The organism is Pseudomonas sp. BCA17 (assembly GCF_004519405.1).
Classification (GTDB): Bacteria; Pseudomonadota; Gammaproteobacteria; order Pseudomonadales; family Pseudomonadaceae; genus Aquipseudomonas.
This window is the reverse complement of record NZ_SGWI01000001.1, coordinates 42,741-58,257: the sequence shown is the minus strand read 5'-3', so window position 1 is coordinate 58,257 and position 15,517 is coordinate 42,741. Positions and strand designations below refer to the sequence as shown.

The 15,517-nt window shown below is 60.0% G+C and carries 13 protein-coding genes; 10 read left to right on the top strand and 3 right to left on the bottom strand.

All coding sequences use genetic code 11. From position 1 onward, the window contains the following. Positions 1 to 73: 73 nt before the first annotated feature. Positions 74 to 601 (top strand): sterol desaturase family protein, encoded by a 528-nt coding sequence (locus tag EXW71_RS00255; RefSeq protein ID WP_134657117.1) that lies wholly within the window; start codon positions 74 to 76, stop codon positions 599 to 601. A 53-nt stretch (positions 602 to 654) separates the two neighbouring features. Here the strand turns inward: EXW71_RS00255 and EXW71_RS00250 are convergent, their stop codons facing one another. After that, positions 655 to 1,563: a LysR family transcriptional regulator gene (locus EXW71_RS00250; protein WP_134657116.1), complete on the bottom strand. Its 909-nt coding sequence runs from the start codon at positions 1,561 to 1,563 to the stop codon at positions 655 to 657. Positions 1,564 to 1,686: 123 nt separating this feature from the next. Between EXW71_RS00250 and EXW71_RS00245 the strand changes: the two genes are divergently transcribed. The 6 genes from EXW71_RS00245 to EXW71_RS00220 all read left to right on the top strand — a co-directional run bounded on the left by EXW71_RS00245 (position 1,687) and on the right by EXW71_RS00220 (position 10,272). Further along, complete coding sequence (locus tag EXW71_RS00245; RefSeq protein ID WP_372241297.1) at positions 1,687 to 2,754, top strand: polysaccharide deacetylase family protein; 1,068 nt, start codon at positions 1,687 to 1,689, stop codon at positions 2,752 to 2,754. Between the two features lie 60 nt (positions 2,755 to 2,814). Then, entirely contained in the window at positions 2,815 to 3,318 is a 504-nt protein-coding gene (locus EXW71_RS00240; protein WP_372241311.1) for an ester cyclase, read from the top strand. A gap of 232 nt (positions 3,319 to 3,550) precedes the next feature. After that, complete coding sequence (gene mexE / locus EXW71_RS00235) at positions 3,551 to 4,792, top strand: multidrug efflux RND transporter periplasmic adaptor subunit MexE (protein ID WP_123716421.1); 1,242 nt, start codon at positions 3,551 to 3,553, stop codon at positions 4,790 to 4,792. A 15-nt stretch (positions 4,793 to 4,807) separates the two neighbouring features. Next, on the top strand, positions 4,808 to 7,987 hold the full coding sequence (locus EXW71_RS00230) for an efflux RND transporter permease subunit (RefSeq protein WP_134657114.1): 3,180 nt from the start codon (positions 4,808 to 4,810) through the stop codon (positions 7,985 to 7,987). Next, a complete protein-coding gene (locus tag EXW71_RS00225; RefSeq protein WP_134657113.1) occupies positions 7,984 to 9,399 on the top strand; it encodes an efflux transporter outer membrane subunit in 1,416 nt (471 codons plus the stop codon). The genes EXW71_RS00230 and EXW71_RS00225 overlap by 4 nt, the downstream gene beginning before the upstream one ends. A 348-nt stretch (positions 9,400 to 9,747) precedes the next feature. Further along, complete coding sequence (locus tag EXW71_RS00220) at positions 9,748 to 10,272, top strand: hypothetical protein (RefSeq protein ID WP_134657112.1); 525 nt, start codon at positions 9,748 to 9,750, stop codon at positions 10,270 to 10,272. 60 nt (positions 10,273 to 10,332) lie between these two features. Here the strand turns inward: EXW71_RS00220 and EXW71_RS00215 are convergent, their stop codons facing one another. Together EXW71_RS00215 and EXW71_RS00210 are read right to left on the bottom strand one after the other, a co-directional pair. Next, a complete protein-coding gene (locus EXW71_RS00215; protein ID WP_134657111.1) occupies positions 10,333 to 10,713 on the bottom strand; it encodes a hypothetical protein in 381 nt (126 codons plus the stop codon). 213 nt (positions 10,714 to 10,926) lie between these two features. Further along, entirely contained in the window at positions 10,927 to 11,949 is a 1,023-nt protein-coding gene (locus EXW71_RS00210; RefSeq protein WP_134657110.1) for an AraC family transcriptional regulator, read from the bottom strand. Positions 11,950 to 12,116: 167 nt separating this feature from the next. Here EXW71_RS00210 and efeU point away from each other — a divergent pair, with 167 nt between their 5' ends. Genes efeU through efeB form a run of 3 tightly spaced genes read left to right on the top strand, consistent with a single transcriptional unit; the run spans position 12,117 to position 15,494 of the window. Beyond that, positions 12,117 to 12,962, top strand: a complete 846-nt coding sequence (efeU, locus tag EXW71_RS00205; RefSeq protein ID WP_134657109.1) for an iron uptake transporter permease EfeU — start codon at positions 12,117 to 12,119, stop codon at positions 12,960 to 12,962. Positions 12,963 to 12,972: 10 nt separating this feature from the next. Continuing rightward, positions 12,973 to 14,175 (top strand): iron uptake system protein EfeO, encoded by a 1,203-nt coding sequence (gene efeO, locus EXW71_RS00200; RefSeq protein ID WP_134657108.1) that lies wholly within the window; start codon positions 12,973 to 12,975, stop codon positions 14,173 to 14,175. Positions 14,176 to 14,189: 14 nt separating this feature from the next. Continuing rightward, positions 14,190 to 15,494 (top strand): iron uptake transporter deferrochelatase/peroxidase subunit, encoded by a 1,305-nt coding sequence (gene efeB / locus EXW71_RS00195; RefSeq protein WP_134657107.1) that lies wholly within the window; start codon positions 14,190 to 14,192, stop codon positions 15,492 to 15,494. Positions 15,495 to 15,517: the final 23 nt, after the last annotated feature.

The window sequence follows — 15,517 nt, the reverse complement described above, 5'->3', positions numbered from 1 at the left end:
ACAGTTGTCGGCGACGGCGCGATACCCGAGAATCGCGCCCCCGACCATCGGGCACTACAGGGATATTCTGCACATGGCTGCTTCCAATAAATGGCTGATGTCGTCCGTCGCTTACTACCTCGATTTCTTTACCGTTCCCCTCTTCGTTCTCCTCGCCCTCTACCTCGCGCCGCTTGACGTCGGCCTGGCACTCGCGGGCCTGTTGGCATGGACGCTCGTGGAGTACTCGGCGCACCGCTTCCTGTTCCATTCGTTGTACCGCCGCGAGCACTGGACCCACCATGTCGACGTACTCGCCTACATCGGCGTGTCCAGCTGGAAAACCAGCTCGACGTTTGCCGCGCTGTTGCTACTGGCCTGGTTCACCGGCCTGACCTCGGTTTTTGTGGGGGCCGTGAGCGGATACTTCTTTTACATCTCGGTGCACTACGTGATGCACCGCCCCGAGCATTGGGCTTACCGCTTTATTCCAGGGCTGGTGGCCAATCACGATCTGCACCATCGCCAGGGTGTCGAAAAGAACTTCGGGGTATCGTCACCGCTGTGGGATCTCGTGTTGGGTACCTACGTTCGGGCTGAAACACTCAGCCGGTACGAATAAACAGCGGAGGCACGGCCTGGCGGCATGCCCGCCCTGCCCTCCAGCGTTCGCTGTCAGCCTGAAACGGACGTTGCATCGGCGCTGGACAACTGCGCCACAATCCGCTCGATCAACATCCGCACCCGCCGGGGCTGGACCCTTGTGGGCGGATAGACGATGTTCAGCGCGGTACTGCCCAAGTCGTAGTCCTCGAGCAGTTCAACCAATCGCCCCGCGTTGAGGTCGGCGCTGACGTCCCATATCGATTTCAGGCAGATGCCGTGACCGGCCAGGCACCATTGCCGCACCAACGCGCCGTCGTTTGCCACTCTGCGGCCGTGCACCATGATCCGATGGGTGTGCCCGTGACGCTTGAAGGTCCATTCGCGCGAAATATTGATACCAAAGCGCATCACCAGGCATTCGTGCCGAGTCAGGTCTTCGGGGTGCAGCGGCGTGCCGTTCAGCTCCAGATAACCCGGCGAGGCACACAGGACACGGCGGTTCTCCCCCATCGGTCTGGCATGCAGGCGGCTGTCGGCCAGCGCCCCGTAACGCACGGCAAAATCGATGCCCTGGCTGACGGGGTCGACGTAGCCGTCGCTGAGGTTGAGATCGATGCTGACGTCCGGGTGCTCTTCCATGAACTGCGCCAGGATCGGCTCAATGAGTTGGCGTCCGAGGTCTTCAGGGGCGCTGAGGCGGATCGGCCCGCAGATCCTGTGCGTACCCAGGCGAATACTGCTGTGCAATTCATCGGCTTCCGCCAGCAAGCGGCGGGCGCCCTCTACCAGCAGGCGGCCTTCGTCGGTCAGGTTGATCGCCCGTGTGGTGCGGTTCAGCAGGCTGGCACCGTAGAACCCTTCCAACTGGGCCAGTCGCTCGGAGACCGACGCGGGCGAAAGCCCCAGCTCCCTGCCGGCCGCCGATAACCCGCCTTTCTCGACGATTAGCAAAAACAGTTCAAGGTTCTTTAGCAGCATTGTTCGGTATTTCCGAAGATGGTTTTTGATTTTTGCTCGATTATCAAAATAAACCTAAAGACTTAGGGTTGCATCCATCCTTTACGGCGTGGAGTGAGACTGATGCCTTGCAGTGACCCAACAGTGCCCATCATTCAATGTGAGATGGCCAACATCGATACCCCTTGCGACCCGCTTGCAACGCGCGAGCCTGCGCCGGCCAATCCCCAGCGGCGCACGTTCCTGGCCCAAGCCGGTGCAGGCGCGGCCGTACTGGCCGCGGGTGCATTACTCAACCCGACCCGCGCGAAGGCGGCGGCGACCCCGTCACCTGCGCCAACCCAAAGCCCGGCGAACGGACGTTTCTGGCCAAACGACACGCGGCTGGTGGTGTCGATCTCGATGCAGTTCGAAGCCGGTGGCCAGCCGCTCAAAGGCACTGACAGCCCATTCCCGAAAGTGGACCTTCCCGACAGCGTTCCGGCGGACCTGGCCACCACTGCCTGGTTTGCCTACGGCTACCGCGAAGGCATACCGCGGATGCTTGACCTGTGGGACCGGCACGGTGTGAAGGTCACTTGTCACATGATCGGCGATGCCGCAAAGCGCAACCCCGCGCTGGCCCGCGAGATCGTCGCACGCGGTCATGAAGCCTCAGGTCACGGGCCTCACTGGAGTTCGCAATTTGCCATGAGCCGCAATGAAGAACGCACGTTCCTGCGCCAGGCCAGCAGCATGCTGCAAGACGTGACCGGCCAGCCGGTCACCGGCTACAACTGCAATTGGTTGCGTCGTGGCCCCAATACCCTGTCGCTCCTGCAAGAGCTGGGTTACGTCTATCACATCGATGACGTGAGCCGGGATGAACCCTTTATCGAGAAGGTCAACGGCAAGGACTTCGTCGTTGTGCCGTACACCTTGCGCAACAACGACATCGTGCTGATTGAGGGGCGCAACTACTCACCGTCCCAGTTCCTCGAACAGGTGAAGCTGGAGTTCGACCAACTGTACGCAGAGGCCGGCAGTCGGCGCCGGATGATGTCCATCAGTGCCCACGACCGTATCAGCGGCACGCCACAGATGGTCAGAGTCTGGGATGAGTTCCTGCGGTACGCCAACAGTCACCCGGGCGTGGCCTTCATGCGCAAGGACGCAATCGCGCAATACACCCTCAAGAGTCCGCTCAGCCTGCGGGAAACCGAGACGATTTGAAGCGTCACGCCCTCTTCCACTCAAGGAAACTGCTCAATGAAACACTATCGAATCATGGCCATGGCTTTAGGCTTGGCCCTGTCGGGCGCCGCCATCGCTGCAAACACTGAATTAGTGAGACCGGAGACCCTCGTGGTCGACAAGAGCCTCACAACGAGCCAACGCGAGGCCATGGAAAACGTTGCCCGGCGCTACGACACGTTCTGGCATACCGGCGATGAAACCCTGGCCCGCGAAGCGTTGGCCGAACACTTCATCGATAAAACCCCGCCGCCGGGGCGCAAACAAGGGCCTGAGGGTCCGCTGCTGGCGTCCCGGGCCTTTCGTGGCGCGGTGCCCGACCTGAGCTGCACGATCGAACAAATGATCATCGCGGGTGACCGGGTGGTGGTGCACCTGCATTTTCGCGGTCACTTCACCGGCACTTTTGGCGAGGTCAAGGGCAAGGGCCAGCCGGTGGACTTCATCGCCACCGATATCTATCAGATCGAGGGTGGCAAGATCGCCGCCAACTGGCACATCGAGGACAATCTCACGGTGATGCAGCAGTTGGGCGCTCTTTAAGGAAGGGGTTGCGACAGATAGGCGTGGGTCATCCGCAGACTGATTGCGCAGGCTGCAAAAGTCTTTTGTCATCACGCCTATTGATAGCTCCCTAACGAAACCCCCATGCTAGAGGGCTGATTTCTCGTTTATATCATTCCGAATGATAGTTACCTTTGTTTCATTCGATTCGTGACATAGCACATCGCCGCGCATGATCCGCCCATCTCAAATACATTGGCGGATGCACCTCATGGAACAGTCACTCAAACATTTGCGCTTCCCCTTGGCGATTCTGGCCGTAGTGGTGATGAGCGCATGCGGCAAAACCCCGGAACAAGCGGCCGCCATGCCCCCTGCAAAAATCAGCGTGGCCAAGGTGCTGGAACAACCGGTCAACGAGTGGGATGAGTTCACCGGGCGCCTGGAAGCTCCGGAAACCGTGCAGATCCGCCCGCGCGTGTCGGGCCAGATCGATCAGGTGGCCTTCACCGAAGGTGCCTTGGTGAAGAAAGGCGATTTGCTGTTCCAGATCGACCCCCGCCCGTTCCAGGCTGAAGTGCGCCGCCTTGAAGCTCAACTGGCGCAAACCAAAGCCGCCGCCACCCGTAGCGATAATGAAGCGCAACGTGGCGAACGCCTGCGTCAGAGCAATGCGATTTCCGCCGAACTGGCCGACTCGCGCACCACCGCCGCCCAGGAAGCCCGCGCAGCTGTCGCCGGCATTCAGGCGCAGTTGGACCTGGCCAAGTTGAACCTGAGCTTCACCCGCGTGACCGCACCGATCAGCGGCCGCGTCAGCCGTGCCGAAATCACCGCCGGCAACCTGGTAACCGCCGATGTCACCGCGCTGACCAGCGTGGTCTCCACCGACAAGGTCTACGCCTACTTCGATGCCGATGAACGCGTGTACCTCAAGTACACCGAGCTGGCCCGCCAAGGCCGTCGTGGCGCAACCACTCCGGTGTACCTGGGCCTGTCCAACGAAACCGGCAACCCGCACCTGGGCCAGATGAACTTTGTCGACAACCAGGTCAACCCGGCTACCGGCACCATCCGCGGTCGCGCCGTGTTCGATAACAGCAAGGGCGAATACACCCCAGGCTTGTATGCCCGCCTGAAGCTGGTCGGCAGCGGCACCTATTCCGCCGTCCTGATCAACGACGAGGCGGTGGGCACCGACCTTGGCAAGAAGTTCGTCCTGGTGATGGACGGCGACAAGCCGGCCTATCGTGCGGTGGAACTGGGGCCGAAGATCGAAGGCTTGCGCATCGTGCGCAGCGGCCTGAACAAGGACGACACCATCGTCGTGAAGGGCCTGCAGCGCATTCGCCCGGGGTCGCCGGTAGCGCCGGAAACCATCCCGATGGCCAGCAAGGAAACCCTCGCTGCCCTGGCACAACAACGACAAGCGCTTGAAGCCAGCAACCTGGAGCAAGTGGCGCCGGATAAAGCCGCGCCCAAGCTCGCAGCCGTCGCGACTCCACGCGGTTAAGGGATACAACTCAAGATGAATTTTTCCAAGTTCTTCATTTCGCGGCCGATCTTCGCAGCAGTGCTTTCGCTGCTGATCCTGATTGCCGGTGCGATCTCGCTGTTCCAACTGCCGATCAGCGAATACCCGGAAGTGGTGCCGCCGACCGTCGTGGTACGTGCCAACTTCCCGGGTGCCAACCCCAAAGTCATCGGTGAAACCGTGGCCGCTCCGCTGGAGCAAGCCATCACCGGCGTCGAGAACATGCTGTACATGTCCTCGCAGTCGACCGCCGACGGCAAGCTGACCCTGACCATCACCTTCGCCCTGGGCACCGACCTGGACAACGCGCAGGTACAGGTACAGAACCGTGTGACCCGGACTCAGCCGAAACTGCCTGAAGAAGTGACGCGCATCGGTATCACCGTGGACAAGGCCTCCCCTGACCTGACCATGGTTGTGCACTTGACCTCCCCGGACAAGCGTTACGACATGCTCTACCTGTCCAACTACGCCTTGCTCAATGTGAAGGATGAGCTGGCACGCCTGGGCGGTGTGGGTGACGTGCAGCTGTTCGGCATGGGTGACTACTCGCTGCGCGTCTGGCTGGACCCGAACAAGACCGCTTCGCGCAACCTGACCGCCACCGACGTGGTCACCGCGATTCGCGAACAGAACCGCCAAGTGGCCGCCGGTGCCCTGGGTGCGCAACCTGCACCGACTGCCACCAGCTTCCAGTTGTCGGTGAACACTCAGGGCCGCCTGGTGACTGAGGAGGAGTTCGAGAACATCGTCATTCGCTCGGGCGACAACGGTGAAATCACGCGCCTGAGAGACATTGCGCGGGTGGAGCTGGGTTCCAGCCAATATGCGCTGCGCTCGTTGCTCGACAACCAGCCGGCGGTGGCGATCCCGATCTTCCAGCGCCCGGGTTCCAACGCGATCGAGATTTCCAACGAAGTACGCGCCAAGATGGCGGAGCTCAAGCAGAACTTCCCGCAAGGCATGGACTTCAGCATTGTCTATGACCCGACCATCTTCGTGCGCGGCTCCATCGAGGCGGTGGTGCACACCCTGTTCGAAGCCCTGATTCTCGTGGTACTGGTAGTAATCCTGTTCCTACAGACCTGGCGCGCCTCGATCATCCCGTTGGTGGCGGTACCGGTGTCCTTGATCGGTACGTTTGCGGTGATGCACCTGTTTGGCTTCTCGCTCAACGCACTGTCGCTGTTCGGTCTGGTATTGGCCATCGGCATCGTGGTAGACGATGCCATCGTGGTGGTGGAGAACGTCGAGCGCAACATCGAGCTGGGCCTGGAACCGTTCCCGGCGACTGAAAAAGCTATGAGCGAAGTGACCGGCCCGATCATCGCGACCGCGTTGGTGCTGTGTGCGGTGTTCGTGCCAGCGGCCTTTATCAGCGGCTTGACCGGGCAGTTCTATAAGCAGTTCGCGTTGACCATTGCGATCTCTACTGTGATCTCGGCGTTCAACTCGCTGACCTTGTCGCCGGCGCTGGCTGCCGTGCTGCTCAAAGGTCACGATGCACCGAAAGATGGCTTCTCCAGATTCCTCGACAAAATACTCGGCGGCTGGTTGTTCAAACCGTTCAACCGCTTCTTCGACAAGGCCAGCCATGGTTACGTCGGCACCGTGCGCCGCGTGATTCGTGGCAGTGGGATCGCGCTGTTCCTGTACGCCGGCTTGATTGTCCTGACCTGGCTGGGCTTCGCCCACACGCCGACCGGTTTCGTACCGGCCCAGGACAAGCAATATCTGGTGGCCTTCGCGCAATTGCCGGACGCCGCGAGCCTGGACCGCACCGAGGACGTGATCAAGCGCATGTCCGATATCGCCCTGAAACAACCCGGCGTGGAAGCTGCGGTGGCGTTCCCGGGCCTGTCGATCAACGGTTTCACCAACAGCCCGAACAGCGGCATCGTGTTCGTGACCTTGAAGCCGTTCGATGAGCGTAAAGACCCAAGCATGTCGGCCGGTGCGATTGCCGGTGCACTGAACGGCAAGTACAGCGGCATCCAGGAAGCCTACATGGCGATCTTCCCACCGCCGCCGGTGCAGGGCCTGGGGACGATTGGCGGTTTCCGCCTGCAGATCGAAGACCGTGGCAACCTGGGTTATGACGAGCTGTACAAAGAAACCCAGAACATCATCGCCAAGAGCCATAACGTGCCGGAGTTGTTCGGCCTGTTCACCAGCTACACCGTCAACGTGCCGCAGGTCGATGCCGCCATCGACCGCGAAAAGGCCAAGACCCACGGCGTGGCGATCAGCGACATCTTCGACACCCTGCAGATCTACCTGGGTTCGTTGTATGCCAACGACTTCAACCGTTTTGGCCGCACTTATCAGGTCAACGTGCAGGCTGACCAGCAGTTCCGCCTGGACGAAGACCAGATCGGCCAGTTGAAAGTGCGTAACAACAAAGGCGAGATGATCCCGCTGGCGACCTTTATCAAGGTCAGCGACACCTCGGGCCCGGACCGCGTGATGCACTACAACGGCTTTATCACCGCAGAAATCAACGGCAACGCCGCCCCGGGCTACAGCTCCGGCCAGGCCCAGGCCGCGATTGAAAAACTGCTGAAAGAGGAATTGCCCAACGGCATGACCTACGAGTGGACCGACCTGACGTATCAGCAGATCCTCTCGGGCAATACCGCGCTGTTCGTGTTCCCGCTCTGCGTACTGTTGGCGTTCCTGGTACTGGCCGCTCAATACGAAAGCTGGAGCCTGCCGCTGGCGGTGATCCTGATCGTACCGATGACGCTGCTGTCGGCCATTACCGGGGTGATCATCTCGGGCGGCGACAACAACATCTTCACTCAGATCGGCTTGATCGTACTGGTGGGCCTGGCGTGCAAGAACGCGATTCTGATCGTCGAGTTCGCCAAGGATAAACAGCAGGAAGGTCTCGACCCGCTCGCCGCGGTACTGGAAGCCTGCCGTCTGCGTCTGCGACCGATCCTGATGACCTCGTTCGCGTTCATCATGGGCGTGGTGCCTCTGGTGTTGTCCAGCGGTGCCGGCGCCGAGATGCGGCATGCCATGGGCGTGGCGGTGTTCTCCGGGATGATCGGTGTGACCTTCTTCGGTCTGTTGCTGACGCCAGTGTTCTACGTACTGATCCGTCGCTATGTGGAGCGCAGCGAAACGCGCAAAGCGGCCAAGGCCTTGAAGCTGGAGACACAGCAATGAGTGTGAAAGTATTTTTGCCGAGCTTGCTGGTACTGGCCCTGAGTGCCTGTGCGGTAGGCCCGGACTATAAAACCGAGAAGCTGGAGGCGGCCAATATCACGGCCGCCGCTGACACCAAAAGTTATGACCATGCCAAATACGAAGGCATCTGGTGGCAACAGTTCGACGACCCGACCCTCAACCAGCTGGTGACCCAGTCGCTGAGCGGCAACCGTGACCTGCGCGTAGCCTTTGCCCGTCTGCGGGCCGCGCGGGCCATTCGTGACGACGTGGCCACCGACATCATGCCGGTGGTGACCTCGCGGGCCAGCAGCGACGTGGGCAAAGGCCAGATCCCGGGCCAGACCACCAAGCGTGTCAACAGCGAGCGCTACGACCTGGGGCTGGACATGGCCTGGGAAGTCGACTTGTTCGGCCGTATCCGCCGCAACCTGGAGGCCAGCGACGCGGACCAGCAAGTGGCCGAAGCCGACCTGTACCAACTGCAAGTCACCATGATTGCCGAATTGGTGGATGCCTACGGCCAACTGCGTGGCGCCCAATTGCGTGAACGCATTGCCCTGGACAACCTGAAGAACCAGCAGGAATCGCGCGCCATCACCGTCAGCCTGCGCGACGCCGGTGTCGGCGATCAGCTCGACGTGGAGCGCGCCGACGCACGCTTGGCGGCGGTTGAAGCCAGCGTGCCGCAACTGCAGGCCGAGCAAGTGCGCGAACGTAACCGCATCGCCACCCTCCTCGGCCAGCGCCCCGACAAGCTGAGCGTGGACCTGAGCCCCAAAGACCTGCCGGCGATTGCCAAGGCGTTGCCGATCGGCGATCCAGGGCAACTGCTGCAGCGTCGCCCGGACATCCTCAGTGCCGAACGCAAACTGGCCGCCGCCACCGCGCGTATCGGCGTGGCCAAGGCCGATCTGTTCCCACGGGTCAGCCTCAGCGGCTTCCTCGGCTTTACCGCCGGGCGCGGTTCGCAGATCGGTTCGGCGGCAGCGAACGCCTGGTCCCTCGGCCCAAGCATTACCTGGGCCGCCTTCGACCTGGGCAGCGTGCGCGCCCGTCTGCGCGGCGCCAACGCCGAGGCCGATGGCGCCCTGGCAACGTATGAGCAGCAAGTGTTGCTGGCACTGGAGGAATCGGAAAATGCCTTCAGTGATTACGGCAAACGCCAACAGCGCCTGGTTTCGCTGATCCGTCAAAGTGAATCCAGCCGCGCCGCCGCCGACCTCGCCGCGATCCGCTACCGCGAAGGCACTGTGGACTTCCTGGTACTGCTCGACGCCCAACGCGAACGCCTGGCCGCCGAAGACGCCCAGGCCCAGGCCGAAGTGGATCTGTATCGCGGGATAGTCGCGATCTACAAGGCGCTGGGAGGTGGCTGGCAGCCGGACACGGTGGTCGCCAGCGTCAAATGATGTAAAGAGCTCCTTTGGTTGGTCGCATCCAGCCAATTCTTTAGCCCTGCGGTCCATTCGGTCGCGGGGCTTTTTTTGTTTGGATGCCCTGAAGTGATCAGGCATTTCTTCATAGATTAGGCCTTCGCTGCTCGATCAGAGCAGGATACATATCGCCTGGAGTGCACGATGTGTTATTCAGAAAACAGCTCCTTCCAAAAAAATGAGAAGGATTGAGCTGTCAGACTCTGTTGTAGGTCTTTGTAAGCAGCTTCCAAATATTCTTTATAGCCATTTTACCCAATGAAGTGTTGAGCGAATAAAACTAGCATTGCCGCTACAAGCCCTTAAATGACGGTGGACATCACAATGGCTATTGTAGCGACGACTGACTCCGTACAGCGTTCAAAAGCGACCAGCGCTTACCTCATCAAAAATCCGAGAGAAATTAAAAACTCGTTCACTCCAACAGACGCCTCAAAAGCGGCGGATATACTTAAAATAGGCGCCGAGAAAGAAATTACCGAACTGAAGAGCTTTTTAAAAGACTATGACATGACATCAATCAGCACCAATGAACTGAAGAAGGTAGGCAGGCAACTGTACAGCAGCGGAGCCATTGATGTGATGGCGTTTGGAATGTTTATAAGTGGAAATGGAGAGTTCGACGCCAAGGGCAACCAGGCAAATACGCATGTCAAATTTAACGCCATTGCGTTATTCAATCAAAAGCTAGAAGAATACGCCAAATTTCTCGAAGACTTCCCTGGCCATGCCACACCGGATAACTTGACATGGAAAAAAGCCATGATTGCAGCCAATCATGCTATTGGTGCCCTCACCTATTTCGTCAACTCCACCAACAATAAGCTTTCCTTAGATGAGCAGGCATAATTGCAATGTTAAGCCTGCAGTGAGCCAAGCAACAAACTTGACACACTGCAGACATCCTCTTCACCGTCCGTACTTGACAGTTCCCAAGTAGACTTTAGGTGCAGCATCGGGATTTTTTATCAACACTCGATAGGTGCCAAACGAACCGCTGTACAACACGTTGCTCCCAACATTTCCTGCCACCTGCACCCACGATGAACCGACCTCCTGTTGTATCGACAACTGAGGTGGCCTGCCGCGATCTACCGCGGAAATGCTTGCATCTATGTTCGCGCTCAGGCATCCATTCGCGGAGGTTATTGTAAAGGGTCCATAAGCCACTTTCTCGCTTTCACCTTCCAGTATCCCCGTGTAGGTGTCCGTGATAGCCCAACAACCACCAAACGCTTGAGGCGACAAAAAAGCCAACATCAAAACAACTAACGCAAAAAACCTTTTCATGATTGCCTTCCTCACAGTTGAACGACAGATTGATCAAGTGATCGACCTACCCCTCAACTCCTCAGACCGAACTACAGGTAGGAATCACGCCGCTTACTGTGCACGCTTTATAGCGCTGAATATGCCAGTCGTTTCCTATCATCAAATAGGGTCGCTCTGTCATACACACGAGAAAGACTTGGTCAGCTATTTCCTAATCCCGCACAGTGGCAACTAAAATCGGCTGTGCTCATTCAGGATCAGACTTCGATAGTGCCCCGGGTTTGACCCCGACCACTTACGAAATGCCTTGTAAAATGAACTTGTATCCGCGAACCCCAACCGCGTCGCTATTTCGGCAAAGCTGATCTGCGGCTCGGCCAGCCAGACAATCGCCAGCTCTTTGCGCACGCTGTCCTTGAGGCCTTGGTAGGTCTGCCCTTCTTCCGCCAGGCGGCGGCGCAGGGTGGAGGCGGAAATGCATAGCCGGGTGGCCAGGCTATCGGTTTCCGGCCAGGTATCAGGCGGCATCTGGCGTAGATCGTGTTTGATGCGGTTGGCGAGGCTGTCGGGGTCGCGGTATTTGACCAGTATGTTGGCCGGTGCGTGAGCCAGAAAGCGCTTGAGCTCCTCGATACTGCGTTTGATCGGTAGATCGAGGCAGTCTGCGGAAAAAATCATGCGGGTATGTGGCCGATCGAAACGCAAGTTGTCGGAAAACATCACTTGGTAGTCGTCGCAAAAGTCCGGCTGCGGGCAGCGCAGCTCGATGGCCAGGATCGGAATCCGCCGCCCCGCCAGCCAACAGGCCACGCCGTGGACAATCATCCAATACGTAAAATAGGTGAATGCCCGATTGGGTGCAGCCTCGGGCTCATGCAACACGATCTCCGCCAGGCTTTGCCGGCGCACCAGTTGCGCGGGCAGCCGCTCCAGCATCAGTGACAGGAACCCCAGCGCGGTTTCCAGGGCCGCCGCCAGGGTCGGTTGCGCCATGGCGGCGTGGCAGAGAAACGCCAAGCTGCCGGACTTGAGCTTGCGTGGGTCCATGCCAAAAAACTCATCGTCCATGCGCCGCGCCAACAAACGCCACAACCGCGCGTAAGCCACCGCCGGCACGCGGGCATCGGATTGCTGCAACCATGCGGGGTCAATACCGACCTTACCCAGCACGTCGGCAGGCGCCATGCCGGGCGCGCAGCTCTGCAGTAGAGCCTCACGCACAAGATGGATGGAGATGGTGTCTTTTTCCGCCATGGGAATGGGCTATTCAGCTGTGTCGATACAAGGCGAGCATCATAAAGGCGGTTGCGCTTCGCCACCACCGTTCAGCCTCGGTTCAGCAAAAGTCAATATTTCTTGTTTAGCAATGAGTATCATTATGTTACAAATTACCACCCTATCCAGTCATGATGCGGTGCCGAATGCTTGTTCCCTTTTTAATCATGCTGCGCGAAGGCATTGAAGCTGCGTTGATCGTTGGCATTATCGCCAGTTACCTGCAGCAGACCGGCCGTGGCCAATGGATGCCCGCCGTGTGGATCGGCGTGTTTCTCGCCGCCGCGCTCGCCCTGCTGATAGGCGGTGGCCTGGAGTTGGTCAGCGCTGAATTTCCGCAGAAACAACAGGAACTCTTCGAAGGCGTCGTAGGATTGATCGCCGTGGGCATCCTCAGTTCCATGGTGTTCTGGATGCGCAAGGTCGCGCGTTCCATCAAGCACAGCCTGCATGAATCCCTCGACCACGCCCTGGCCGGCTCCAGGCACCAGGTGTTCGCGCTGATCGCCATGGTGTTTTTCGCCGTGGCCCGTGAAGGCCTGGAGACGGTGTTTTTCCTGCTGGCCGTGTTCCAGCAGAGCGAAGGTCCCGGCGCGCCGCTCGGCGCCCTGCTCGGCCTGATCCTGGCGATTGTGGTCGGTTTCCTCATCTATTCCGGCAGCATGCGCTTGAACCTCGGCGCGTTCTTCCGCTGGACCGGTCTGTTCATTCTGGTGGTAGCCGCCGGCATCCTCGCCAACTCGGTGCAGGCCCTGCATGAAGCCGGCGTGTGGAACCACCTGCAAACCGTGCTGTTCGACTTCAGCGCCGCGCTGCCCATGGACAGCCCGCTGGGCTCGGTACTGGCCGGTATGTTCGGTTACCAGGAAGCGCCGACCGTCAGCACCCTGGGCGCTTATCTGATTTATCTGGTGGTGGCCCTGGTGATGTTCTTCCTGCCCTCGGCGCCCGCCAAGCCCGTTGCCAAACCTTCTTCCGCTTCCAGTCAGTAAGGACCGCCTCTTGTCCAACCCAACCCCTCAACCGGCCCCGCCGTCCCGCGCCCTGCGCTGGGCCGTCGCCGGCTCGGTGGTCGTGATGATCGCCGCCGGTGGCCTGTTCTACTACGCCTCACAGTTGGCCGCCGCCAAGCGCCAGACCAACCACAATGAAATCGCCGTGACCATCCACAGCCACGCCTGCGAACCCAACACACTGACTGTGCCTGCCGGGCGCGCCAGCTTTCGTATCATCAACCGCTCCGATCGAGCGGTGGAATGGGAAATCCTCGACGGTGTACTGGTGGTCGAAGAGCGCGAGAACATCGCACCCGGCTTGAGCCAGGTGATCAACGCCAACCTGTTGCCCGGTGACTACGCCATCACCTGCGGCTTGCTGAGTAACCCACGCGGCACCTTGCATGTGACGCCGACCGCCGAGTCCGATGCCCTGGCCAAGGCCAAGCCATCGATGGTGGCGTTTATCGGGCCACTGTCGGAGTTCCGCGTGTACCTGAGCAGCCAGGGCAGCACGCTGATCAAGGCCGTGAACGCCTTGCAGCAGGCCATTGAAGCCGGTGACCTGGCCCGCGCGCAGACGCTGTATGTGCCGGCCCGCGAAGCCTACCAACGGTTGGCGCCGGCGTCCCAGCGCCTGGCCGAATTGGACAACGCGATCAACGCGCGCGCCGACTACTTTGAAAAGCGTGAGCAAGATGCCGCGTTCAGCGGCTTCCACCGCCTGGAATACGGCCTGTTCCAGCAGCACGACCTGAACGGCCTGGCTCCGGTTGCACAACGCCTGGTCACCGATGTCACCCAGCTCAAGCAACAATTGCTGACGCAGTCGCTGCCACCGGAGCAACTGGTCAGCATCGTGGTACGCAACCTCAACAGCCTGGCGGATGTGCGTGCGGCCAGTGGTGAAGAAGAACGCTACAGCCATGTCGACTTGAACGGTTTTGCCGCCAACCTTGAGGTCGCCCGCAAGGTAGTCGACCTGATGCGCCCCCTGTTGACCCAATCCGCCGCCGACCTGTTGCCCAAGGTCGACAAAGCGCTTGATGCGTTCGATGCCGAACTCAATGGTTTCAAAGTCGACGGCCAATTCAGCCGCTACGACAGTGTTACGGCCGATCAGCGCAAGCAGATCGCCGACAAGGCCAAGGCTCTGGCCGTTGCACTCGATGGAATCGACCCCGCCCTCGGCCTTTCCGGCCTGCAGTGAAGACGACCGCATACATGAGTGATTCAGAACATACCAACCTCCAACGTCGCCGCGTCCTGCTGGGCATGGCGGCCACCGGCGCGGCCATTGCCGGCAGCAGCCTGGCCTGCCCGGCCATGGCCGCTGCAGCCGAGCAAGTCACCACCGCACCGCGCAGTGACAAGACCCAGGACCGCCACGATTTCTTCGGCAAACACCAGACCGGCATCGTCACTCCGCGTCCGGCCTGCGGCATGGTCGTGGCGTTTGACGTATTGGCCAGCGACCGTGAAGACCTGGAACGCCTGTTCCGCACCCTGAACGAGCGCATCCAGTTCCTGATGACCGGCGGCACCGTGCCGCAAGTCGACCCGAAACTGCCGCCGACCGACTCCGGTATTCTCGGCCCGGTGGTGACACCGGACAACCTGACCATCACTGTCTCGGTGGGTGAGTCGCTGTTCGACGAGCGCTTCGGCCTGGCTGCGGTCAAGCCCAAGCGCCTGATTCGCATGGTTGGTTTCCCCAACGATGCATTGGAACCGGCGCAGTGCCACGGCGACTTGAGCCTGCAGTTTTCTTCCAACACCACGGACACCAATATCCACGCGCTGCGTGACATCGTGAAAAACCTGCCGGACCTGCTGCTGGTGCGCTGGAAACAGGAAGGCAGCGTTCCGCCCCAGGCCCCCGCCAAACCAGGCGAACCGGCGCAGAGCGCACGCAACTTCCTCGGCTTCCGGGATGGTTCGGCCAACCCGAATTCCAACGATGACAAGGCCATGGACCAGATCGTCTGGGTGCAGCCGACCAGCGATGAACCCGCCTGGGCCGCCAACGGCAGCTACCAGGCGGTGCGGATCATCCGCAACTTCGTGGAGCGCTGGGACCGTACCCCGCTGCAAGAGCAAGAGAGCATCATCGGTCGCGTCAAACCCACGGGCGCGCCCATGGATGGCCAGCACGAAAGCCAGGTTCCGGACTACAGCAAGGACCCGGAAGGCAAGGTGACCAAGCTCGATGCCCACATCCGCCTGGCCAACCCGCGTACGGCACAGACCCAGGCCAACCTGATTCTGCGTCGGCCATTCAACTACTCCAACGGCGTCAATAAAAACGGTCAGCTGGACATGGGGCTGTTGTTCATCTGCTACCAGGCTGACCTGGAAAAAGGCTTCATCAGCGTACAAACCCGGCTCAACGGCGAGCCTCTGGAGGAATACCTCAAGCCGGTCGGCGGCGGGTACTTCTTCACCTTGCCCGGCGTCACGGGATCCAAGGATTTCCTTGGGCGCACGCTGCTCGAAGCCTCGCACCCTCAAACCACTGCCAATACCTAAAACAAACCCAGAGCGGATACGTC

Coding starts and splice junctions, on each gene's coding strand:
- EXW71_RS00255 (WP_134657117.1), top strand. CDS start 74: ATGGCTGCTTCCAATAAATGGCTGATGTCGTCCGTCGCTTACTACCTC.
- EXW71_RS00250 (WP_134657116.1), bottom strand. CDS start 1,563: ATGCTGCTAAAGAACCTTGAACTGTTTTTGCTAATCGTCGAGAAAGGC.
- EXW71_RS00240 (WP_372241311.1), top strand. CDS start 2,815: ATGGCTTTAGGCTTGGCCCTGTCGGGCGCCGCCATCGCTGCAAACACT.
- mexE (WP_123716421.1), top strand. CDS start 3,551: ATGGAACAGTCACTCAAACATTTGCGCTTCCCCTTGGCGATTCTGGCC.
- EXW71_RS00230 (WP_134657114.1), top strand. CDS start 4,808: ATGAATTTTTCCAAGTTCTTCATTTCGCGGCCGATCTTCGCAGCAGTG.
- EXW71_RS00225 (WP_134657113.1), top strand. CDS start 7,984: ATGAGTGTGAAAGTATTTTTGCCGAGCTTGCTGGTACTGGCCCTGAGT.
- EXW71_RS00220 (WP_134657112.1), top strand. CDS start 9,748: ATGGCTATTGTAGCGACGACTGACTCCGTACAGCGTTCAAAAGCGACC.
- EXW71_RS00215 (WP_134657111.1), bottom strand. CDS start 10,713: ATGAAAAGGTTTTTTGCGTTAGTTGTTTTGATGTTGGCTTTTTTGTCG.
- EXW71_RS00210 (WP_134657110.1), bottom strand. CDS start 11,949: ATGGCGGAAAAAGACACCATCTCCATCCATCTTGTGCGTGAGGCTCTA.
- efeU (WP_134657109.1), top strand. CDS start 12,117: ATGCTTGTTCCCTTTTTAATCATGCTGCGCGAAGGCATTGAAGCTGCG.
- efeB (WP_134657107.1), top strand. CDS start 14,190: ATGAGTGATTCAGAACATACCAACCTCCAACGTCGCCGCGTCCTGCTG.